Annotated in this window: 21 protein-coding genes and 5 tRNA genes; all 26 read right to left on the bottom strand. The window is 36.2% G+C overall.

What is annotated here, in order from left to right:
* Nucleotides 1-74: 74 nt before the first annotated feature.
* The 26 genes from rplL to argC all read right to left on the bottom strand — a co-directional run bounded on the left by rplL (nt 75) and on the right by argC (nt 22,172).
* Entirely contained in the window at nt 75-443 is a 369-nt protein-coding gene (gene rplL / locus ACM9HF_RS15715) for a 50S ribosomal protein L7/L12 (RefSeq protein ID WP_076421056.1), read from the bottom strand.
* Nucleotides 444-543: 100 nt separating this feature from the next.
* Nucleotides 544-1,038, bottom strand: a complete 495-nt coding sequence (gene rplJ, locus ACM9HF_RS15710) for a 50S ribosomal protein L10 (protein ID WP_473611001.1) — start codon at nt 1,036-1,038, stop codon at nt 544-546.
* 295 nt (nt 1,039-1,333) lie between these two features.
* A complete protein-coding gene (gene rplA, locus ACM9HF_RS15705) occupies nt 1,334-2,029 on the bottom strand; it encodes a 50S ribosomal protein L1 (protein ID WP_077343591.1) in 696 nt (231 codons plus the stop codon).
* Nucleotides 2,030-2,032: 3 nt separating this feature from the next.
* Nucleotides 2,033-2,461, bottom strand: coding sequence for a 50S ribosomal protein L11 (gene rplK, locus ACM9HF_RS15700; RefSeq protein ID WP_033092461.1), 429 nt, complete (start codon nt 2,459-2,461; stop codon nt 2,033-2,035).
* Between the two features lie 386 nt (nt 2,462-2,847).
* Nucleotides 2,848-3,459 carry a transcription termination/antitermination protein NusG gene (gene nusG / locus ACM9HF_RS15695; RefSeq protein WP_473618320.1) on the bottom strand — a complete coding sequence of 204 codons (612 nt, stop codon included), beginning with the start codon at nt 3,457-3,459 and terminating at the stop codon, nt 2,848-2,850.
* A 3-nt stretch (nt 3,460-3,462) separates the two neighbouring features.
* Nucleotides 3,463-3,843: a preprotein translocase subunit SecE gene (gene secE / locus ACM9HF_RS15690; RefSeq protein ID WP_473610995.1), complete on the bottom strand. Its 381-nt coding sequence runs from the start codon at nt 3,841-3,843 to the stop codon at nt 3,463-3,465.
* 87 nt (nt 3,844-3,930) lie between these two features.
* Nucleotides 3,931-4,007: transfer RNA gene (locus tag ACM9HF_RS15685), tRNA-Trp, on the bottom strand.
* Between the two features lie 206 nt (nt 4,008-4,213).
* Entirely contained in the window at nt 4,214-5,395 is a 1,182-nt protein-coding gene (locus ACM9HF_RS15680; RefSeq protein ID WP_473610991.1) for a nucleotidyltransferase family protein, read from the bottom strand.
* Nucleotides 5,388-6,575: a hypothetical protein gene (locus ACM9HF_RS15675; protein ID WP_473610987.1), complete on the bottom strand. Its 1,188-nt coding sequence runs from the start codon at nt 6,573-6,575 to the stop codon at nt 5,388-5,390. The genes ACM9HF_RS15680 and ACM9HF_RS15675 overlap by 8 nt, the downstream gene beginning before the upstream one ends.
* 109 nt (nt 6,576-6,684) lie before the next feature.
* On the bottom strand, nt 6,685-6,858 hold the full coding sequence (locus tag ACM9HF_RS15670) for a hypothetical protein (protein ID WP_473610981.1): 174 nt from the start codon (nt 6,856-6,858) through the stop codon (nt 6,685-6,687).
* A 198-nt stretch (nt 6,859-7,056) separates the two neighbouring features.
* Nucleotides 7,057-8,241 carry an elongation factor Tu gene (tuf, locus tag ACM9HF_RS15665; RefSeq protein ID WP_473610976.1) on the bottom strand — a complete coding sequence of 395 codons (1,185 nt, stop codon included), beginning with the start codon at nt 8,239-8,241 and terminating at the stop codon, nt 7,057-7,059.
* 70 nt (nt 8,242-8,311) lie between these two features.
* Nucleotides 8,312-8,387, bottom strand: a tRNA-Thr gene (locus ACM9HF_RS15660).
* Between the two features lie 15 nt (nt 8,388-8,402).
* Nucleotides 8,403-8,477 (bottom strand) — tRNA-Gly (locus ACM9HF_RS15655).
* A gap of 30 nt (nt 8,478-8,507) precedes the next feature.
* Nucleotides 8,508-8,592 (bottom strand) — tRNA-Tyr (locus tag ACM9HF_RS15650).
* 44 nt (nt 8,593-8,636) lie between these two features.
* Nucleotides 8,637-8,712 (bottom strand) — tRNA-Thr (locus tag ACM9HF_RS15645).
* 149 nt (nt 8,713-8,861) lie between these two features.
* Entirely contained in the window at nt 8,862-9,587 is a 726-nt protein-coding gene (locus ACM9HF_RS15640; RefSeq protein ID WP_473610972.1) for a type III pantothenate kinase, read from the bottom strand.
* Nucleotides 9,584-10,567, bottom strand: coding sequence for a bifunctional biotin--[acetyl-CoA-carboxylase] ligase/biotin operon repressor BirA (gene birA, locus ACM9HF_RS15635; RefSeq protein WP_473618319.1), 984 nt, complete (start codon nt 10,565-10,567; stop codon nt 9,584-9,586). The genes ACM9HF_RS15640 and birA overlap by 4 nt, the downstream gene beginning before the upstream one ends.
* Nucleotides 10,554-11,585: a UDP-N-acetylmuramate dehydrogenase gene (murB, locus tag ACM9HF_RS15630; RefSeq protein ID WP_473610968.1), complete on the bottom strand. Its 1,032-nt coding sequence runs from the start codon at nt 11,583-11,585 to the stop codon at nt 10,554-10,556. The genes birA and murB overlap by 14 nt, the downstream gene beginning before the upstream one ends.
* Before the next feature lie 67 nt (nt 11,586-11,652).
* Nucleotides 11,653-13,806: a GumC family protein gene (locus ACM9HF_RS15625; RefSeq protein WP_473618318.1), complete on the bottom strand. Its 2,154-nt coding sequence runs from the start codon at nt 13,804-13,806 to the stop codon at nt 11,653-11,655.
* A 5-nt stretch (nt 13,807-13,811) separates the two neighbouring features.
* Entirely contained in the window at nt 13,812-14,318 is a 507-nt protein-coding gene (locus ACM9HF_RS15620; RefSeq protein WP_473610965.1) for a polysaccharide biosynthesis/export family protein, read from the bottom strand.
* A gap of 242 nt (nt 14,319-14,560) precedes the next feature.
* On the bottom strand, nt 14,561-15,871 hold the full coding sequence (gene argA, locus ACM9HF_RS15615; RefSeq protein WP_473610962.1) for an amino-acid N-acetyltransferase: 1,311 nt from the start codon (nt 15,869-15,871) through the stop codon (nt 14,561-14,563).
* A gap of 29 nt (nt 15,872-15,900) precedes the next feature.
* Nucleotides 15,901-17,835 (bottom strand): argininosuccinate lyase, encoded by a 1,935-nt coding sequence (argH, locus tag ACM9HF_RS15610; RefSeq protein WP_473610958.1) that lies wholly within the window; start codon nt 17,833-17,835, stop codon nt 15,901-15,903.
* Between the two features lie 2 nt (nt 17,836-17,837).
* A complete protein-coding gene (locus ACM9HF_RS15605) occupies nt 17,838-19,115 on the bottom strand; it encodes an argininosuccinate synthase (protein WP_473610954.1) in 1,278 nt (425 codons plus the stop codon).
* Between the two features lie 242 nt (nt 19,116-19,357).
* On the bottom strand, nt 19,358-20,281 hold the full coding sequence (locus ACM9HF_RS15600; protein ID WP_473610949.1) for an ornithine carbamoyltransferase: 924 nt from the start codon (nt 20,279-20,281) through the stop codon (nt 19,358-19,360).
* Nucleotides 20,282-20,343: 62 nt separating this feature from the next.
* Nucleotides 20,344-21,132 carry an acetylglutamate kinase gene (argB, locus tag ACM9HF_RS15595; RefSeq protein WP_473610946.1) on the bottom strand — a complete coding sequence of 263 codons (789 nt, stop codon included), beginning with the start codon at nt 21,130-21,132 and terminating at the stop codon, nt 20,344-20,346.
* Complete coding sequence (gene argC, locus ACM9HF_RS15590; protein WP_473610941.1) at nt 21,132-22,172, bottom strand: N-acetyl-gamma-glutamyl-phosphate reductase; 1,041 nt, start codon at nt 22,170-22,172, stop codon at nt 21,132-21,134. The genes argB and argC overlap by 1 nt, the downstream gene beginning before the upstream one ends.
* Between the last annotated feature and the right edge of the window lie 217 nt (nt 22,173-22,389).

The raw sequence follows: 22,389 nt of genomic DNA, 5'->3' as shown, positions 1-22,389 counted from the left end.
TAGCGCAAAAAGGCCGGTGACTTTTAAATCACCAGCCATTGCCTTTTCAGGCAAATAATCTATTTAAAAACAGATTATTTGATCTCAACAGAAGCACCAGCTTCTTCAAGAGCTTTCTTAAGTTCTTCAGCTTCAGCTTTTTCAACACCTTCTTTAAGTGCTTTAGGTGCAGACTCTACTAAGTCTTTAGCTTCTTTTAAGCCAAGACCAGTTGCGCCACGTACCGCTTTGATTACTGCAACTTTCTTCTCACCGAAACCTGTTAAGATTACGTCGAATTCAGTTTGCTCTTCAGCAGAACCACCAGCATCACCACCAGCAACTGCAACAGCAGCAGCAGCAGATACGCCGAATTTTTCTTCCATTGCTTCAACTAAAGCAACTACATCCATTACTGACATTTCAGCAATAGCGTTTAGGATATCGTCTTTAGAAATAGACATTATAAATTTCCTGTTTAAGTAACAATCTCATGATTGTTATAAATAACTATAAATACAAAAAGTGCAAATTGTTTTCTTATATATAAAAGATAAACAATAATTAGGCAGCTTCTTGCTCTTTCTGATCGCGTACTGCAGCAATCGTGCGGCATAATTTGCCAGCAGATGCTTCTTTCATAACGCTCATTAAACGTGCAATAGCTTCGTCGTATGTAGGTAGTTTTGCAAGTACCTGTACATCAACTACATTACCTTCAAATGCCGCTGCTTTTAATTCAAACTCTGGATTAGTTTTCGCAAAGTTTGTAAATAAACGCGCTGCAGCACCTGGATGCTCGTTTGAAAATGCAATTAACGATGGACCAACTAATGTATCAGAAACACATTCGTAATCAGTACCTTGTAAAGCACGACGTGCTAACGTATTACGGATAACTTTCATCCATACACCGTTTTCACGAGCTTCTTTACGTAAAGTCGTTATTGCTTCAACTGAAACACCGCGAGAATCTGCGATTACAGCTGATTGAGCGCCACTAGCAGCTTCTTGAACTTCAGCAACAATTGCTTTTTTGTCATCAAGATTGATAGCCATTGGCTTTAACTCCTGGTTCACCGGCTAAGCCGGTATTTACTATCCCTGTAATTTATTATTTAGTACTAATAAATTACAGGCCATTACGGCGAGGACCAGAATTAGGAAATACTGGGTAATCACCATCTACGTAGGCATTTAATTAAGCTAAGTATCAACAAAGCACCTACGGTCTTTGACGAGGTCATTGATTTTTGTATAGCTAAAATCAACAACATCTACCAAAATTTAAGGGGCGAGATTATAGTTTATAATCTACCCCTTGTAAAGCACCTAAAAATAGGCGCTTTGAAAATTATACTGTTAAACTTGCTTGGCTAACGGAAACACCGGCACCCATAGTAGTTGATACAGAAATTTTCTTAATGTACTGGCCTTTAGCATTTGCTGGTTTAGCTTTTTTCAATGCTTCCAATAATGCTTCAAGGTTTTGTTGTAATTGCGCTTCTTCAAAATCAGCTTTACCAATAGTAGTATGGATAATGCCGTTTTTGTCGTTGCGGTAACGAATTTGACCAGCTTTTGCATTGTTAACAGCAGTTACTACATCAGGAGTTACAGTTCCTACTTTAGGGTTAGGCATTAAACCACGTGGCCCTAAAATTTGACCTAATTGGCCAACAACGCGCATTGCGTCAGGAGTAGCGATTACAACGTCAAAGTTCATTTCGCCTTTTTTAACTAACTCGGCTAGATCTTCCATACCAACAATGTCAGCACCAGCTTCTTTAGCTTTTTCAGCGTTAGCGCCTTGTGTAAATACAGCAACACGAACATCACGACCAGTACCGTTTGGTAACACAGTTGCGCCACGTACGTTTTGGTCAGATTTACGTGCATCGATGCCTAAGTTTACAGCAACATCAACACTTTCACGGAAGTTAGCAGTAGCAAATTCTTTTAATAAAGCAATTGCTTCGCTGATTTCATATTCTTTTAATACGTCTACTTTTTCACGGATAAGACGAGCGCGTTTTGATAATTTAGCCATTGATTAGTCCTCTACCACTAAACCCATTGAACGAGCAGAACCCGCAATGGTACGCACTGCAGCTTCAAGTGAACCAGCAGTTAAATCAGGTTCTTTAGTCTTAACGATTTCTTCAAGTTGTGCTGTTGTAACAGTACCAACTTTTTCAGTGTTAGGACGGCCTGAACCACTTTTAATACCAGCCGCTTTTTTCAATAAGAATGAAGCAGGTGGAGTTTTTGTTTCAAATGTAAAAGAACGGTCACTGTATACAGTAATAACTACTGGAACTGGAGCGCCTTTTTCTAATGAATCTGTTTTTGCGTTAAACGCTTTACAGAATTCCATTATATTTACACCGTGTTGACCTAATGCAGGACCAACTGGCGGTGACGGGTTTGCTGCACCAGCAGCAACTTGTAGCTTGATTAGAGCTTGGACTTTTTTAGCCATTTTTCAATACCTATAGTGTGGGTTCTAACGCTAATTACTTTAATTGAACTAGCTCCCCGTTATAAAAATACCGATATTTAATATTTAACTACTTGAGTTTAAAAAAAATCGGCAGCGGATTATATATTAATCAACGGCCTAAATTCAAGCGATTTATAACTTTTACTATATTCACTAAGAGATTGATCATTTTGCTAGTTGAAAACGCCTTTAAACTATTATTAATTTAGAGGTTTGAATTAACAGAGAATGGATAAAAGACTTTGTCTTTGACCGTTTTCCTTTATTTTAAACAGAACAGTTCTATTATGAAGGGTATTACTACTTCTAAAAACAAAAAAACCAAAGCATTGCTTTGGTTTTTAAAAATATTATAGTGTTTAATGTTAGCCTTTTTCGACTTGACCAAACTCTAAATCTACTGGTGTAGAACGACCAAAAATAAGTACTGACACCTTAATTCGGTTTTTCTCATAATCAAGCTCTTCTACCACACCATTAAAGTCAGCAAATGGACCATCAATAACGCGGATAACTTCACCTGGTTCAAATAATGTTTTAGGTTTAGGTTTATCAGTATCTTCTAAACGCTGAAGTATACGATCAGCTTCTTTCTGAGTGATAGGGGCTGGACGATCGCTCGTACCGCCAATAAAACCTAATACTCTAGGTACACTTTTCACTAAATGCCATGCTTCTTCATCCATAGCCATCTGTACTAGAACATAACCTGGGAAGAATTTACGAGAGCTTTTACGCTTCTGTCCAGCACGCATTTCAACGATTTCTTCAGTTGGCACTAAGATTTGACCGAATTTATCTTCTAAGCCATTGATTTCAATATGTTCAATTAATGTTTTTTGAACACGACCTTCATAACCAGAGAAAGCTTGTACTACATACCAACGCAAATGACTTCTTCTTTCTATCTCAGCATTTTCAGCTGCAATTTCTTCTTCACTTGGAACATGTTCTTCGTTTAAATTTTCTTCTGTCATCATCTAAACCTTTAAACCAGTAATAAAACCAACCACCCAGAATAATACTGAGTCTAAGCCCCACATTACAATAGACATAATAAGTGTCGCCACTAGTACAATAGCTGTTGTTTGAATAGCTTCTTGACGAGTTGGCCATACAACTTTACGTATCTCTGTTTTTGACTCTTTAGCAAAAATAACAGCAGAGCGCCCTTTTTCAGTTTGCATAGCAATTAAGCCCGCAACGGCAATAGCAACTACAACACCGATTGCACGATAAAGAACAGATTCTTCACCGAAGATATAATTTCCTGCAACTGCACCTGCTAATAGAATGAGAACTAAGCCCCATTTCAAAAAATCAAAAGACCCACTAGGCTGGCTTTCAGTACTTACGTTCATATTCTTAACCTGTAATTACGCGTCTAAACTAAGACGAAATAATCTCAAAAGAGATTTTACTTCAAACATTTACATGTTTATCAAATTTGGCAGGGGTAGAGAGATTCGAACTCCCAACCATCGGTTTTGGAGACCGCTGTTCTACCAATTGGAACTATACCCCTTTTGTATTCAACAATTTACTGTTAAATAGCTGCACTTATCGAGTGATTCTTAGTTTATTTGGAATTAAGAGAGACTCTAGAAGTGAGGCGCTATTATACTGAGTCAATGATTTTACTCAAGCTATATTCGATAATTGATATCAAAATCCAATAAAAAACAATATTCCTCTATCGTCTTCCGTTTAAATAGCTCATATAAATTACAGCTAAGAAACATCTGAATGCTGCCTTTTATTAATGACTCTCAAAACATACGACTTTATATGGGGGGAACTAAACACTTTCCTAAAATGAAAAAATAGGTGTTTCATAACTCCTATAGGATAACCCAAAATACCTTTTTTTCCGTACATCAAGTTTATATTTCTGCTTTTATATCCATACAATTGCTCCATAATCACGCTAAAACCACTATTTCTTCCTTGATTTTTTACATAGCGCCTTAAGCATTCATCAAAATGTTTTTGAGCATAAATACTTTGTTTGTTTGTGATGGGGGTTTCTAATTCAAACAAACGATATAAAACATATAATGTAGTCGTCAATACATCTTCTTGGTTTGACTTTTCAAAACAATGTTTAACTAGTTGCCAATTAATTTTCCCAAAAAAGTGTTGAACTATAGTCAATAAATTAAACATTTGATGCAAGTCTATGTGTTTTTGATCAAATCCTCCATTCTGGATTTCACTATGCACTATCGAAAGTATAACTTGGTTGGTTGGGTTTAACTGTTCTACAATTAACTCATCCGTTAAATGAAGCGGTACTGTGGTTATCCATACGTTATCAGTTTCTAAAACTTTCTTTAAGTGTTTTGCTACTACCCAACGATGAAGTTCAATATAACAAATATTATTTTTTAATAATGGTGGGGCATGATGTGCATCTGAAGCATTAACATCAAAATAATTTATATCTTTTTTATAGCCATTTTTTCTGAGTATATTATATGCCTTTTGCTGAAGTTGCTCAGGTACGAGTATATCAATATCTTTCATATAACGATTACTTATAGGATCTGCAACGCCATTAAATATGCTTGCAGCTCCCTTTATCACAACAACTTTAATATTTGCATCAACTAATAATTGACTTACAAAAATAGTTTCTGCTTTTATAGCATTTATTCGATTAAGATAAAGTTTTTCAATATCAATTAAATAGCTTTGAAGTTTCTCAGGAAGCTTCCTCCAGACATCAGCAGACTTTAGTCTATTTGTTAATGGCCCAACTAACCAATATTGATGAGCTAAAGAAATTATAGGCAAATATGCTTCTTCATTTTGTAAACGGGATAACTGTTCACTTGAATATTTATCAGGGTGAAGTAACCATGTTGATAGATCAAAAAAAACCTGTTGAGTAATTTTATAAAAGTTATTCATAGTGCCTTTCCCATAACCTCTTTATCTCTAGCTCGGCTTGAGCACTTGTATTGTATGTATGGCGATAACGATAGGCTCTTTCCATGAAAGTTAACAGAGACTCTAGTTTTTCTTCGTTTAATTCAATACCTACCTGATAACCAGCCTCAACTAACATAGTGATTGTATCTATTATCGATAGTTTTTCAGGACTTACTGATGCTTGAGATTTACTATTAAATTTTGGATTAAAAATAAGATACTTCTGCTTAAGGTTTTGCTTTATGTTTGTAGCAAAAGAATTTGGCCATACATATTTCAATCTACGACCATCCAGTCGTAAAAATTCAGGTTGTTCGCTCAGCTGAGGGTAATATTTAGACAATACATCCCAACTTCCTGACTTTATCGCAATAGGTAATTTTAATGCGTTAACGTTAAAATGTTTATCTAAAACGATCAATTCATCTGAATAAATCTTATTGCTTTTGCTTGCAAGTACAGCGCTCAACGTCGACTTACCTGCACCTGACACCCCTGGCAACAGTAAGACACCTTCATATGTTTGTATGGCCGCACCATGAAAACAAAAGCAATAATCACTCTGTTGAAATGTAAGAATTTGCATACGGTCAATAATTAAAGGAAGTACTTCTTGAAATAAGAGTCGTTCTTCGATAATTAGCTCATTACAAAAAACATCAAAATATTTGTCATCAGAAACTGACTTTTTAATAAAAATTTGAAAATGAACTTTATCTAATTTTTTTTCAATGGGCTGCAGTAATGAATTTATTATTTTAAATAGAGATAGGTTTTCACACGTTATCGAAAATGATGAGTCGCCAACAGTGTAAGATTTTGCATTTTTTTGATCGTCAAACTTAGAATACCCACTCAATTTAGTTAATTCAGGATACCTACTATCTATATAGTTCAATGGGAATTTACTGCTTGAAAAGAACAATTTTGCTTCTTGATAATAAAAAATTAAATCTGTTGGCGAAAAATTAAAATATTGTGACACATCGTCAATAGCTTCCGACTCAGACAAGTTTTCATCTATCGCGAATATAAACGCAACTATTACGGGGGATATGCTATATAAGCTTTTTTTAAGGTGGTCAAAAATAAGCCCCTGTTCATTTTCTATATACATAGATAAAAATGAAGTGTTTAAATGAATTTTTTGTATATTCATGAATTCCATCTTAGCTAATAAGTAACAATAGCTAATGTAAAATTAAACATGGAAAAGGGTGATAGAGATAGCTTGATTTATTACTATGTTAAAGATCTTTGACATAAACTTAGCACTTTTTATTGCCATTACCTCTGCATGATTTCGGTGCCGCAGAAGTTGCGGGGCTCATTAGACTCGTCACGGCAACAGGTGTTAACACTGCTAACTTCCCGTATTTATTTAAAAAGCTTCGCCTATCAAATTCAGTGTCAGTTTTTTCTTTTTTATTGCTCTCAGACATATTTACTCTTTAGTTAACTATACAAAATCGATTTAAATTAGCATTAAACCTGTAAATTTACAACGCAACGCTATACTGGTAGCTTTTCACCATTATACGCATGGGATCTCGTTATGCGTCATGTATCACTTAGAAAACTATAGATACAAAAAAGGCCGCTTGCGCGACCTTTCTACATTAACAATCGATTAAACGATATTAGTCAATGATTTTAGATACTACACCAGCACCTACTGTACGACCACCTTCACGGATAGCGAAGCGTAAACCTTCGTCCATCGCTACTGGGTTGATAAGCTCTACAACAAACTTCAAGTTGTCGCCTGGCATTACCATTTCTACACCTTCAGGAAGCTCTACTGCACCTGTGATGTCTGTTGTACGGAAGTAAAACTGTGGACGGTATCCTTTGAAGAATGGAGTATGACGACCACCTTCATCTTTACTTAACACGTATACTTCTGATTCGAATTTAGTGTGTGGTGAGATTGAACCAGGCTTACATAGTACTTGACCACGTTCTACGTCTTCACGCTTAAGACCACGTAAAAGTACACCACAGTTCTCGCCAGCACGACCTTCGTCAAGAAGCTTACGGAACATTTCTACACCTGTACACGTTGATTTTTGTGTATCACGAATACCTACAACTTCTACTTCTTCACCTACTTTGATGATACCACGTTCAACACGACCTGTTACAACTGTACCACGACCTGAGATTGAGAATACATCTTCGATAGGCATGATGAATGCTCCATCAACTGCACGCTCTGGCTCTGGGATATAAGTATCAAGTGCTTCTGCAAGTTCGATAACCTTAGCTTCCCACTTCTCTTCACCTTGAAGTGCGCCTAAAGCTGAACCTTGAATTACTGGTAAGTCATCACCTGGGAATTCGTATTCACTTAGAAGTTCACGAACTTCCATTTCTACTAATTCTAATAATTCTTCGTCATCTACCATGTCACATTTGTTCATGAATACGATGATGAATGGTACACCTACTTGACGTGAAAGTAAGATGTGCTCACGTGTTTGTGGCATTGGACCATCTGTAGCAGCAACTACTAAGATTGCTCCATCCATTTGTGCTGCACCTGTGATCATGTTTTTAATATAATCAGCATGGCCAGGACAATCTACGTGTGCGTAGTGACGTGTTTCTGTATCGTATTCGATGTGAGATGTGTTAATTGTTATACCACGCTCACGCTCTTCTGGAGCATTATCGATTTGTGCGAAATCTTTTACTTCACCACCGTGTACTTTCGTTAATACCGCAGAGATTGCAGCTGTTAACGTTGTTTTACCGTGATCTACGTGTCCGATTGTTCCGACGTTTACGTGTGGTTTATTACGTTCAAATTTTGCTTTAGCCATTTTAAAATACCTTGGGTAGATTAACAAAAGTTTAATGGTTTAAGATAAATTAATAGAAGTAATCTTTGAATGGTGCTGATAGGCAGATTCGAACTGCCGACCTCACCCTTACCAAGGGTGCGCTCTACCAACTGAGCCATATCAGCATTCGATTTAAAGATTGGAGCGGGTGGCGGGAATCGAACCCGCTTCATCAGCTTGGAAGGCTGAGGTAATAGCCAGTATACGACACCCGCTAAACTCTATCAGTTTATCTCTGTTAAAAATGGTGGAGGGAGGTGGATTCGAACCACCGAAGGCTGAGCCGTCAGATTTACAGTCTGATCCCTTTGGCCACTCGGGAACCCCTCCAAATTCTTATTTACTTTTTATCCGTATAAAATAAAAAGTATTAATGGTGCCGACTGCCGGAGTCGAACTGGCGACCTACTGATTACAAGTCAGTTGCTCTACCAACTGAGCTAAGTCGGCACTACATTAAGTGGAGCGAATTCTAGAGCAATGTTTTCCACCTTGCAATAGAAAAAAACAAAAAAATTCATGTTTTTTTATGTTTGTTTAAGGTTTAACTAAGGTTTGATGGTTTTTTATCCATATTAACGTTAAAAACACCTACTCCTCTATGCTGAATAACGCTTTAAGCCTTCAAATATTAGATCGTGAATAATTTCAACCTTTGGGAATTCAATAAAAGGTAATATCCGTTCTGCATTACCTCCTAATAATATACAATGTTTTATCTCTTGAGTATGCTCTGCTATTTTTATTCCTGAGTTAATCATAGCAATAGTGGCTGCCCAAGCAGCATTATTAACACACTCTGAAGTGCTTTTTCCAAATGCTGTATCTGCTGAATCACTGACATCAAATTTAACTTTTGATGTATTACTGCTAAGTTGAGCAAGTAATAAATCAATTCCTGATAATATCCACCCTCCTTGATGCTTTCCGTCTTGATCTAATACATCAAAAGTTGTTGCTGTACCTGCATCAATTATAACAACGCCTGTTTTTGGAAATAGTGCCGACGCACCTACTAAGGTTAACCAACGATCAACCCCCAACGACTTGGGTTGTTCATAGCTATTTATTATACCAAATCGTTCTTTTTCACTTTCTATGAAAAATATCTTTGAATGATTTTCTTTTGCCCATGTAGCAATTAAATCGGTTAGAGCACCTAATTTAACACTACCAACAATGATCTGATTCGCCTTCCCCCAATACTCTGTTAACCACTGTTTGGTAATTTGGTTATTTTCAATAACAATCCGTTTATTTTTAATATCAATATCTTCTATTCGGTACTTAGTCCGAGTATTACCTATATCAACCAATATTATCATTTCGAACCTCTTAAACTCACTTCACCGCCGTAAATGACTTTAATATTGTTATCAACAGATAATAACAAGGCTCCTTGTTCGTTTATCCCTTTACATATGCCATGGGTTTGATTATTACCTGTTATTAATGTTACAGGTTGATCATAAAAGTAATCTTGTTGATTCCATTCATTTACCACTTGTTCTAGGCCTGAATCTTTATGTTGCTCTAAACGAAATGTTAAGTATTGAATGATAGTGGCGGCTAATTCATTTCGATTAATTATTTTTGAAGTATGCTGTTGTAAGTCTGTCCAGGGTTGATCAACTTTTTCTCCACTTTTATCTGGCATATTCAAATTGAGCCCTATACCAATAACAGCATGACATGGCTCATTAGGTGTACCTTCTAGATCAATTAAAATACCCGCTAATTTTAAACCGTTAATATAAATATCATTTGGCCATTTTAACTGAACGTTAATCTGATAAAGGGAAGCGATAGCATCACTAATTGCTAACGCTACAATAGTATTTAACCCCATTGCAGCAGTCATACCTTGAGGAAGCAACCAATACATTGACATATAAATGTGCGAACCAAAAGGTGATATCCATTGCCTTCCTCTTCTTCCTCTACCTGCACTCTGATATTCGGCAATACATACTTGCCCACTTTGGACATGATTAGGAATTCGACGCATTAAATAATCGTTAGTTGAATCAATAATATTATGTGTTTCAACGATACAATGAATATTATTGGCTATTAATTGCTGTAAAATAAACTCTTTATCTAACAGTTCAATAGGAGTAACAAGCTTATAGCCCTTACCTGTTACTCTAAAAATATCCAATCCCATTTCTGAAAGGTTATTAATTTGTTTTGATATAGCTGTTCGACTCACACCTATTTCTTCACCTAATGCTTGTCCGGAAATAAACTCACCAGCAGCGAGTTTATTAATTAATAATTCTTTAATTGCTTTAGCCATTTTTATACTCTGCTAAATTCATTTCACCTTGCGGGAAAACCATTCTCACTTCAGGCTCTAAATAAATATTGAATACTGACTTAATCTTATTAGTTATATGTATTGCTAAATCAACAATGTGTTTACCCTGCTCAGTATTATAATTAACTAACACTAGAGCTTGTTTTTCGTGTACGCCAACCCCTTGGTATTGATACCCTTTTAAACCGGCTTTTTCTATTAACCAGCCTGCGGCCACTTTTACTTTACCGTTACTTTGAGGATAGCTTGGTATATTAGGATATTGAGCAACTAACATTTTCCATTGAGTCGCTTCTATCACAGGGTTTTTAAAAAAGCTTCCCGCATTAGGTAATTTGTGTGGATCAGGTAACTTTGTTTGACGAACCTTAATGACTTCATTCATTACTATTTTGGCAGAAACAGAAGACGGTAAATGATCTAAGCCCGCATATGAAAGGTTAGCACGCCAAACTTTAGGAAAACAAAAGGTAACACTTATGATAAGACCTGTATTTTTCAGTCTATTTTTAAAAATACTTTCTCGATAACCAAACTGACAATCAGCATGTTTATACAGCACATTTTTTTTGGTTTTAAAATCAAACCACAACACTTCCTGACAATAATTAGCAAGCTCTACACCGTAAGCTCCAATATTTTGAACAGGCGCAGCTCCAACACTTCCAGGAATAAGCGCTAAATTTTCTAAACCGTTAATTCCTCGGCTTATGCAAAACTCAACAAAATTATGCCAGTTTTCACTTGCGGCTGCCTTTACAATAGTGCAATCAGCTTGTTCATCTATTTCAACCCCTTTAAATTCAGGTTTTATGATAATAGGTGCAGTATCACTAACAAAAAGCGTGTTAAAACCCTCACCTAATATATAAAAATTAGATAAAGGTAAGTTTGCTAATTCAATCAAGTCTTCATTCGTTCGAGGAAAGTAAGCAATAGAAGCAACTGACTCGACATTAAAGCCGTTAGTTTTTTTTACCGAAAAGGGGGATTGTGTTTTCATGTGGGTATCATACATATTACGCTAAATTTTATCAGCGTTAATTATAACAATACTTAAGTAAAATGGATTACATCTGTTTACGAATAGGAAGTTTAATTATATTAGCCATATCATTGTAATATTTATTTTGGTATTTATCGGTATCAATGTTTTCACTTTGGTTAATTACAACGCCTTCAATGGGTGCGTTAACTTGTTTGAGCATACGCAAACCTTGAGTTATCTGATCTCGTTTAGTTTTTGAACCATGAACAATATAAACAACGCTATCAACAATTTTTGAAATAATAACTGCATCACTTACTGCATTTACTGGAGGAGTTTCAATAATAATTCTATCGTAAAAATTACCAAAAACTTTAATTAACATACTAAAACGTTTCATTGATAAAAAAGCGAGCGGATTAGCGGGTGAAATACCAGAGGTTAGAATGTCTAACTTTACATTTTTATCTCTAACGATACATTCATTAATTTGATGCGTTTTAGCTAATAAATTTGAGAGCCCTGGGCGGTGAACATCTAAGTTTAAATTCTTAGCAACCGTTGGGTGACGTAAATCAGCTTCAATTAACAACACTTTTTCCATTTCACTAAATGAGCGAGCTAAATGTAAAGCAACGGTTGATTTTCCTTCATTTGGTACTGATGATGTTATGGCGATAACTTTAGGTGGCTTCTTCTCTCCATTAAATAAAAGTGAAGTTCTTAAAGTTCTAACCGCTTCAGTAAAATGGTTATCACTAACTTCTGAATGAGATGAACTACCAGCTTTTAATTTAAACTTAGGTAATACAGCTAAAATAGGGGCCTCTTGAAAATTATCAAGTTTTCGTCGTGAATTTAAAGTATCAACCAATAATTCACGCATGATCACAACGATTGAAATAGCTAAAAATGAGAGTATAAAACTAATGACTACATACAATCGCTTGTTGGGTGCTACTGGAGATTTGGGTAAAATAGCTTTATCAATAAAACGTACATAAAAATTTGTTTTATAGTTTCCCATTGCATCAGCTTCTTTTAAACGAACAAGATAATTGCCATATAATTCTTTATTAGTGTCCACCTCTCGCTGTAACTGAAAGAATTTATTTTTAAGTCGGCTTAATCTTAAAAAGTCTTTTTTAGCTGCAGCTAATCTTTGTTTATTCGCTTGAGCTTTTTGAATAGCAGAAGAATATTGTTTTTCAATAGAGGTGATAATTTCATTTATTTGTATATTAATGCGAGATTCTATTGATTCAAACTCTGCTTCGACGGCAATTCTCTTAGGGTGTTTCGGACCATACCGTTTTGCTAGTTCGAATACTTTTCGTTCAACAACTTCTTGTGAACGACGTAATTGAACATAAGTTGGATGACTACTGACCTCATTTAACTCCATTAATCCACTTAGGTTTTCTTTGTTGTTCTGAATATATTCATAAGTAACCTTAAGGTCATCTTTATATTTTTCAGCTTGTAAAGCTGATGAAGTTAATTCGGTTAATTCAGAAGCAACCAAGCCAACGACACCTTGAATATCAACAATCCCCTCAGCTTCCCTATATTCTTGTAAGGCTAATTCTGATGATTCTAATTTTTGACCTAATTCCTCAAGCTGATCAACCAACCATTGAGACGTAGATTCCTTTGAGGCGCTATGGATCTCATCTTGATATTGTAAATATGTTTCACCTATTTGATTCGCAACCTGTTTTGAAAGCTCTGGACTGTATGAACGGAAGCTGATTTTTACAAGTTCAGTATTTCCAATAGGCTCAATTGATAAACGCTGCTGGAAAGCTCCCACTACCGAACTTAACGATGGTGTATTATTGCTTTTGCCCCTATTTGCTAAATAAGGGATTTTATTATTATATTTATTACTATTAAACTCTTCATGTCGCGCTAAATTTAGTCGTGTCGCGACTCTCTCAGCAAATTTACGCGATTTCAACAATTCATATTGGGTTCTAATTTGTTCTTCGCTGGCATTCGTTTCATTGAAAGCGTCATTAATCGATAAAGTATTACTCGGCTTATTATTACCAATTTGTAGAGTTGCAGTTGCAACATAACTTGGTTTTAACAACGAAACATAAAAAGAAAAAAACAAGGTTACACATAAAGTAAAAAATACAAGCTTCCAACGCCTAACCCATAGCGGTCTGAGTACTTCACTTAGCGCAATGTCTTCATTAGGCGCTTTTATACTTTCTTGATCTTTATTCACATTGTTCAAAAAAAACTCTGCTCTATTTTTATTATGTCATCAGGAAATATTTGAGTTGCTACATTAGCTTCTATTTTTACTGTTTTTCCATTCACTTTTCTAGTGATAGTCCAATCTGTTAAGGAAGCTCTAGATGATAACCCCCCAGCAACAGCAATAGCCTTATCAAACGTAAGATCGTCTTGAAAAGGATACCCGCCTGGTCTATTAACTTGACCATGTATGAAAAAAGGCCGGTATTGAGAAATAGATACTGATACTTGTGGCGAAATTAAATAATCTCCCAGCAAACCATCATATATTACTTTTTCTAATTCTTTAACCGATAAATTTATTACCTGAATATCATCTAAAAAAGGAAATGAGATAAAACCTGATTTATCAATTTTCACATTGGCTGTTAAATCATCTTCACCATAAACAATAATTTGAATCTTATCGCCTGGGCCTAACTTATAATCGCTTGCCAAAGCAAACTGACTTAATAACAGCAGTAAAATTAAAAAACGCATAAACAACCTACTTTCACAGAATATTACTGTTTCGACTATTTGACCTTAAACTTTAATTTAAGACAAGTACACAGTAACATTGTTGTAACAATCTAGTAAATAAAAGAGATGAAAATAGAGTTTTGTATGGAAAATACTGATTATGAATATCAATTTCACTAATAAACTGAACTAATATGGTCAGTTTATTAGTAATATTGCTATATGTTAGATTAGGGTCTGTTGCTATTAATGAGAAAGATCTAAATATTTTTAGAAAAAACTTTCGATTTACGTTGAAAGTTGTACATTTTCTTTTTATCTTCAGGAAGACTATCTACTGACTGCTCCGTAAAGCCTTGCTCTAGGAACCAATGAGCACTCACGGTAGTAAGTACAAATATTGATGATAATTTTTTTTCTTTAGCTAAGTTTTCAATCGTATTAATTAATCGTACACCTCTATTACCCTTACGGTAATCAGGGTGGATAGCAACACAAGCTACCTCACCTGAATTTTCTTTGGGGTAAGGGTAAAGTGCTGCACACGCAATTATAACGTCTTCTTTTTTAATTACAGTAAAGCGTTCAATTTCAACTTCAAGTAACTCTCTTGAGCGTTTTACTAAAATACCCTCGGCTTCTAATGGTGCGAGTAATTCTAAAATCCCACCCACATCATCAATTGTTGCTGTAGATATTTGCTCTTGATAGTCTTTTGCTATTAATGTTCCAGCACCGTCTCGAGTAAATAACTCTTGTAACAATGCGCTATCACTTTCGTAATTTAGGCAGTGACAACGTTCAACACCATTTTCACTACTTTGTATTATAGCTCGCATAAGTAATTGTTTGACGGGATCTTCCGTTACATCAAGTAACGCTTTAACGGTACTTACACCACAACTTTTGATTAATTCCCCCTGCTCATTCATTAATCCATCAGCATCTGTAAACGTAATTAATTTATCTGCTTTTAAAGAAATAACAGTTTGTGTTGCTACATCTTCTAACGACAAGTTAAAAACCTCCCCCGTAGATGAATAACCTACAGGTGACAATAATACGATAGAGCCAAAATCTAGTTGCGTGTTAATTCCTACAGTATCAATTCTTCTTACCGTACCCGTATGTTTAAAATCGACACCGTTTTTTACACCAATAGGTTTAGCAATAACAAAATTACCTGTACTGACTCTAATTTGTGAGCCATGCATAGGAGAATTAACTAATCCCATAGTTAACAATGCTTCAATATCAAGTCGTAGTGACCCTGTAGCGTCTTTAACGGCAGATAAAGTACCCGCATCGGTAATTCGAATATTGTCTTCCATTAAAGGCTCAACATTTAGAAGTTGCATACGCTCTTCAATTTGTGGTCTAGCTCCATGTACCAACACCAGTTTCACCCCTAAACTTCTCAGCAAAGCAATATCATGAATGATATTAGCAAAATTAGGGTGTGCTACCGCTTCACCACCAAACATGAGTACGACCGTTTTGCCACGGTGCGCATTAATGTATGGTGCTGCATTTCTAAACCACTTAACGTTATTTTTATCGTCGTTATTCATTTACAGGTTCACTACTACTTTTGTTTCCGCTATGAGCGTTGAACAATATATTCCATTGCCACTTCGTCTTCAGGATTTTTATGAGGACTTTGTTCACTATCTTCAATAATATTATCCGCTAACGAGCTTTTTTCAATTAAAGCAAAGCCTAATCTAGTAAAATATTCAGGTACATAAGTTAATACAATAATTTTTTGTAATTCTATTTCATAAGCGAATTCTAATAAATATTGCACCATGGCTTGTCCATGACCTTGCTTATGGAAAGCAGCATCAACAACCACTGAACGTATTTCAGCTAAACCCGTTTGATAGATATAAAGTGACGCACTTGCCACAACTTGGCCATCAATTTCTGCAACAACAAAGTTTTGAATATCGTGAATAATATTGTCACGACTACGAGGTAAAATCTCACCTTTATCTGCCCATAAAGCAACAAGTTCAGCAATCTTATCTACATCAGACATACGGGCACGACGAACTGATAATGCGGCAGCACGCTGTGCATTTAAACGTTGTGTTACTTGTTTTAACGCATGTTGAATTTGCACTTTACCTGGAGCACCAATAACTTGCGCGCTTAGGTTGTCGTTTTCACCTGACTGGTTGTTATCTAAAGCTTTTTGCACTTGAATACGTGAAGTTCCACCTTTAGAGTCTCGTTTATCTAAACACGATTCAATAGATAAATATTGATAAACATCATTTTCAATTTTATCACTAAACTCTTGTAATTGAGCTAAAGTAAAGTCTTCTAATGCATGCCCAGCATCAATTGCAGCCAGTACCGCTTCACCCACAATGTGATGTGCTTCGCGGAAAGGAATATCTTTAGCAACAAGGTAATCAGCTAATTCAGTCGCATTTGAATAACCTTGCTGTGCTGCTGCTAATGTACGAGAGCGATTAACTTTTAAACCGTCAGCAACTAGCACCGCCATTTGCATAACTTCGATCCAAGTATCTAAAGCGTCAAATAAGCCTTCTTTGTCTTCTTGCATATCTTTGTTATACGCAAGAGGTAAAGCCTTCATTGTTACCAACATACCTGCTAAAGAACCAATAACACGTCCAGATTTACCACGAATTAATTCACATGCATCAGGGTTTTTCTTTTGTGGCATCAATGAAGAGCCTGAGCTAACTAAATCGCTCATTTCAACAAAACCGGCTTCACCTGAGTTGTAGAATATTAAATCTTCAGCAAAGCGCGACATATGCATCATGCTGATACTTGCTGTAGAAAGAAGCTCTATGACATGGTCGCGATCAGAAACAGCATCTAAACTATTGAGTGTTGCACAACGAAAACCTAAGTTATTCGCTAACAAATCACGATCAATTGGGTAAGCCGTTCCAGCTAAAGCTCCTGAGCCCAATGGTGAAGTATCAGCACGATATAAAGCGTCTTTTAAACGACCAATATCACGGTTAAACATCTCAACATAAGCTAAACACCAATGACCAAAAGTTACGGGTTGAGCTCTTTGTAAATGAGTGTACCCCGGCAATACCGTGTCTTTTTCACGTTCAGCTAATTCCAACATGGCTTGCTGTAAGCTAACTAAAGCAAACAATAATTCGCCGCCCGTTTCTTTACACCAAAGCTTTAAGTCTGTAGCGACTTGGTCATTACGGCTACGGCCAGTATGAATTTTTTTACCTAAATCACCTGTTGCTTCAATGAGCTTACTTTCAACCCAGCTATGAATATCTTCAGCATCTGACGTTAAAATTTGCTCTGGATCCGCTTCAACTGACGCTTTTAATTCATTAAGCGCTGCAACTAAACGGGTATGTTCATCTTCGTTTAACACACCAACACTATGAATTGCACCTGCCCAAGAGATTGAACCCACAATATCTTGCACTGCCATGCGGTAATCCACAGGCAATGAGTCATTAAACTTTTTAAACTGTACGCTAGCTTCGCCTTTAAAACGGCCGCCCCATAATGCCATGCTTAGCTATCCTTTTTTTCTGAAGGAGAAGTTTCTAACTTGCTGCCTTTTTGAGAAAGCGCAGTGATACGGCTAGACAAGCTGAATAAACGAATAAAGCCTTCAGCATGTTTTTGGTCGTATACGTCATCAGCGCCAAATGTAGCAAAGGCTTCTGAGTATAAAGAGTTAGGTGAACGACGTTGTGTAACTTGTGCAACACCTTTGTATAATTTAACAACAACATCACCCGTTAACTGCTCAGAAAAAGATGCTGCGCCAGCTAGTTGTGCTTTAGCTAATGGTGTAAACCAACGACCATCATAAATTACATGAGAAAATTCTAGGCCAATTGATTCACGGTATTTTAATGACTCTTTATCAAGAATTAAGGTTTCTAAACCTTTATATGCAGCCATTAAGATTGTGCCACCTGGAGTTTCATAACAACCACGAGACTTCATACCTACTAAACGGTTTTCTACGATGTCGATACGACCAACACCATGTGCAGCACCTTTAGCATTTAAGTACATTAATGCATCGTGAGCTGGAGAACCATTTTCAGTAAAGTCTTTACCATCAACAGAAACTAATTCACCTTTAACAAAGCTTAATTGAACACGCTCAGCTTCATCTGGAGCATCCATTGGATCTACCGTCATCGTCCAAACTTCTTTAGACGGCTCACACCATGGGTCTTCTAACTCACCACCTTCATGTGAAATGTGCCATGCGTTTGCATCACGGCTATAAATTTTAGTTAATGAAGCTGAACATGGGATGTTACGCTCGGCTAAGTAATCTAATAAGTCTTCACGAGAAACCATGTCCCACTCGCGCCATGGCGCAATAACAGTTAGCTCTGGCGCTAATGCAGCAAAACAAGATTCGAAACGAACTTGGTCGTTACCTTTACCAGTACAACCGTGACATACCGCGTCTGCACCTACTTTTAAAGCAACTTCAACATGCGCTTTAGCAATAACGGGACGCGCCATTGAAGTACCCAATAAATATTGACCTTCGTATACAGCACCAGTTTTAAGAATTGGATAAATGTAGTCTTTAACGTATTCTTCTTTAAGATCTACAACGTGGCATTCAGAAGCACCAGAAGCGATTGCTTTTTCTTGAATACCAACTAATTCTTCTTCGCCTTGACCAACATCAGCACAAAACGCTACAACTTCACAACCTTCATAGTTTTCTTTCAACCATGGAATGATTGCTGATGTATCTAATCCACCTGAGTACGCGAGTACTACTTTTTTAATTTTTTTCTTTGCTGCTAAAGCCATTTTATATTCCTTAATCTTTGTAATCGGCATTTATACGGCTGAAATGCCGGCTACTGAGATTACAAACTGTTTAATTTAAATTTACTGGCTTTTAAATATTTCAAAGCCAGTAAATATTGTTAATCTTTGAATGAATACTGCCTCTATTTTAGTTGATACTAAAACAAGAAAAAAGCACGAAATTGAAATAGTTCAATAAGTGCTTTTAACTTAGTTATCGTATCAATTAATTAGAATTTTATTCAATCAGCTAAAAGAGTGACGAGTACAGCATTCTGTGCCCACATTCTGTTCTCTGCTTCTTGAAAAACCACTGACTTGTCTTTATCGTCAAATAGTTCTTCGGTGATCTCTTCACCTAAATGAGCAGGCTGGCAATGTAAAACTATTTTAGCCTGCGCTTTTTCCATTAATTCATGATTTACTTGATATGGAGCGAATTTTGCTAATATTTCAGCTTTTTTCGTAGGATCTTCATCACCCATAGATACCCATGTATCAGTAAAAATAGCATCTTGCTGAGCTATATTACTTATATTCGTACTAAAGACTATTTTAGATCCAGATTTTTCAGCTAATACTTGCGCTTTAGTCAGCATTGCATCACTTGGCCCATGACCTTCCGGACAAATAAGCGTAAAATCAACACCTAACGTTGCAGCCATTAACATTAATGAATTAGATACATTATTGCCATCGCCTACATAAGCAAGTTTTACTTTTGCTAAGTCATCAAAATTTTCAGATAACGTTACAAAATCAGCTAACGACTGACAGGGATGATATACGTCACACAAAGCATTAATAACAGGTACACTAGCATGTTTAGCTAAGCCCTCAATTGAAGCATTACTAAATACACGAGCAACAATTGCATCAGCGTAACATGACAAGTTATTTGCATAATCACTAATACGTTCACGTTCACCTAATTTACCGTTTTGCTGCCCTAAATATAGAGCATGGCCACCAAGTTTATTGATACCCATATCAAAACTTACATGTGTACGTAACGACGGTTTTTCAAAAATCATAGCAACTGATTTACCTGCTAAAGCTTGAGAGTAATTAGCAGGGGCTGTTTTAATTTTTTTAGCAAGCTTGATTAGATCAAGTATTTGCTCTTTGCTTAGCTGATCATCAGCTAAAAAATTCTGTAAAGACATACGAGTAACCTTTTGAGTGCTATGTAACGTACAATGACATTCGCGCAATAAGTAAAATATGTTTAATCAGCTTGGTATAAAATACGGGTGCCTATATTGTCACCTTTGATCAAATTGACGATTTGCTCGGGAGACTGCCAACTGGCAACCGCGATGCTTCGTCGTAACTGATTAGCAGCTAATAACGCTGCATTTACTTTTGCTGTCATACCACCAGCAATAACACCTTGTTCAATTAATTGGGCAGCTTGTTTACTACCAAGTTCAACTAACCATTCACCTTCAGCACCTTTAACGCCCGGCACATCGGTTAATAGTAATAATTCTGCTTCTAATAATTGGCAAATAGCAACCGCTGCATCGTCAGCGTTTACATTAACCAATTGACCATTATCTAACGTGCCAATTGAAGAAACAACAGGGAAAAAGTTATTAGCTAATAACGTTTTTAACAAAGCGCTGTTGTTCGGGCTTGGATCACCTACACTTCCCAATTCAGCATCAGCCAATGTACAGCTTACCATGTTGCCATCACCTAATGATAACCCTACCGCAGCAAGACTTAATTGATTTGCTTCAGCAACAATAGTTTTATTTACATATCCCGCTAAAGTTCCAGAAATAACAGGCATCTGCTCAGCTGGGGTTATGCGTTTACCGTCTTTTTTTTGTGTTGTAAAACCCGCTTGTGCTAACTGTGTATCAACAGAACTACCACCGCCATGCACTAGCACTATTGATTGATCTTTTAATTTAGCTAATTCAACAAATAACGCGTTTAATGCGGATGTTTTTTCAAGAATAGCTCCGCCGATTTTAATGACCAAAGGTTTCATTACAGCTTTCTTCATTACTTAATACCTACATTAGGAATTAAGCCATATTCGCTTGGTAACCCCATCGTTAAGTTAGCACATTGAACAGCTTGTGATGCAGCACCTTTTAAAAGATTATCTATTGCTGTGCTTACCACCACAACCTGCTTTTCAGCATCGTATTTCCAATGAATATCAGCAAAAGGTGTATAAGCAACATTATCAATTTTTGGCCACGTTGCGGCAATACGTACTAATGGTTTGTCATCATAAGCATTATGGTATGCTTGATTCACTTGTTCTTCAGTAACACCAGCTTTTAATTGCAAAGTTACCGTTGATAATAACCCACGTTTATATGGTGCTAAGTGCGGATTAAAAATAACTTGAGCATTAGCTTCCTGACTAATTTCTGGCTGATGTCTATGTTGTAAAATATTATAAGGCGTTAAACTCACTTCATTAAAGCTAGTACCTAATGATGCTTTACGGCCAGCCCCCGATACACCACTAATGCCGTTTACAACAATTAAAGAATTTTCAATATGTAAGTTATTCGCTGTAATAGGCTTTAAACCTAATAAACTTGCTGTTGGATAACAACCTGGAACAGCAACAATTTTAGAATCAGCAAACGACTCGTCTAACCATTCGGCTAAACCATAATTAGCTTGTTCAAGGACAGATAAGTTTTTATGTTCAAAACCATAATAAGTTGGGTAATCAGCCGCATCTTTTAAACGGAAACCACCAGATAAATCAAATACTTTTACACCAACATCTAAAAATACATGTGCCCATTCTGCACTATATTCATGCGGCGTAGCAAAAAATACCGCGTCAATTTTATCTTCAGCATTTTTAATATTTTCATCAAACCAGGCAGGAGAAAAAGCTTGCAAAGGCAAGTCACAAATACCTTGATATTTAGCATGAAGGTCTGAAAATAATAAACCTTCAGACGAGCTATTTTCTGACACCAAAAGATGAACGATTGATATTTTATTGTGAGCTGTTAATAAATTAATTAACTCAGCACCAACGTAACCGCTAGCTCCAATAATCGCGACTTTCATACTATTCCTTAAAACTATTTAATATTCGTAATAACTGAAAAGGCAATAACATTTATTTTTATCAAATAAAACAGGATGTTAAATAAGGTTTTAAAAATTCACAACAAGGTGGGATTTTTATCTCGGTATTTTTCCGTAGCGTTATTGATTTAGGTTATCTACACTAAGGTAGCATATTATCATCCGATAACTAGTTATGCAACAAATCAGCATAACT

The sequence above is a fragment of the Colwellia sp. RE-S-Sl-9 genome, from assembly GCF_048296855.1.
GTDB lineage: Bacteria > Pseudomonadota > Gammaproteobacteria > Enterobacterales > Alteromonadaceae > Pseudocolwellia.
This window is presented reverse-complemented; position numbering and strand designations above follow the sequence as displayed.

Bases quoted from the DNA above. Each gene is read 5' to 3' on its own strand.
- rplK (WP_033092461.1), bottom strand. From the start codon at position 2,461: ATGGCTAAAAAAGTCCAAGCTCTAATCAAGCTACAAGTTGCTGCTGGT.
- ACM9HF_RS15640 (WP_473610972.1), bottom strand. From the start codon at position 9,587: ATGATAATATTGGTTGATATAGGTAATACTCGGACTAAGTACCGAATA.
- ACM9HF_RS15670 (WP_473610981.1), bottom strand. From the start codon at position 6,858: ATGTCTGAGAGCAATAAAAAAGAAAAAACTGACACTGAATTTGATAGG.
- secE (WP_473610995.1), bottom strand. From the start codon at position 3,843: ATGAACGTAAGTACTGAAAGCCAGCCTAGTGGGTCTTTTGATTTTTTG.
- ACM9HF_RS15620 (WP_473610965.1), bottom strand. From the start codon at position 14,318: ATGCGTTTTTTAATTTTACTGCTGTTATTAAGTCAGTTTGCTTTGGCA.
- argH (WP_473610958.1), bottom strand. From the start codon at position 17,835: ATGGCATTATGGGGCGGCCGTTTTAAAGGCGAAGCTAGCGTACAGTTT.
- rplL (WP_076421056.1), bottom strand. From the start codon at position 443: ATGTCTATTTCTAAAGACGATATCCTAAACGCTATTGCTGAAATGTCA.
- ACM9HF_RS15600 (WP_473610949.1), bottom strand. From the start codon at position 20,281: ATGTCTTTACAGAATTTTTTAGCTGATGATCAGCTAAGCAAAGAGCAA.
- tuf (WP_473610976.1), bottom strand. From the start codon at position 8,241: ATGGCTAAAGCAAAATTTGAACGTAATAAACCACACGTAAACGTCGGA.
- murB (WP_473610968.1), bottom strand. From the start codon at position 11,585: ATGAAAACACAATCCCCCTTTTCGGTAAAAAAAACTAACGGCTTTAAT.
- argB (WP_473610946.1), bottom strand. From the start codon at position 21,132: ATGAAGAAAGCTGTAATGAAACCTTTGGTCATTAAAATCGGCGGAGCT.
- ACM9HF_RS15680 (WP_473610991.1), bottom strand. From the start codon at position 5,395: ATGAATAACTTTTATAAAATTACTCAACAGGTTTTTTTTGATCTATCA.
- rplA (WP_077343591.1), bottom strand. From the start codon at position 2,029: ATGGCTAAATTATCAAAACGCGCTCGTCTTATCCGTGAAAAAGTAGAC.
- ACM9HF_RS15675 (WP_473610987.1), bottom strand. From the start codon at position 6,575: ATGAATATACAAAAAATTCATTTAAACACTTCATTTTTATCTATGTAT.
- ACM9HF_RS15605 (WP_473610954.1), bottom strand. From the start codon at position 19,115: ATGGCTTTAGCAGCAAAGAAAAAAATTAAAAAAGTAGTACTCGCGTAC.
- argA (WP_473610962.1), bottom strand. From the start codon at position 15,871: ATGAATAACGACGATAAAAATAACGTTAAGTGGTTTAGAAATGCAGCA.
- argC (WP_473610941.1), bottom strand. From the start codon at position 22,172: ATGAAAGTCGCGATTATTGGAGCTAGCGGTTACGTTGGTGCTGAGTTA.
- nusG (WP_473618320.1), bottom strand. From the start codon at position 3,459: ATGACAGAAGAAAATTTAAACGAAGAACATGTTCCAAGTGAAGAAGAA.
- rplJ (WP_473611001.1), bottom strand. From the start codon at position 1,038: ATGGCTATCAATCTTGATGACAAAAAAGCAATTGTTGCTGAAGTTCAA.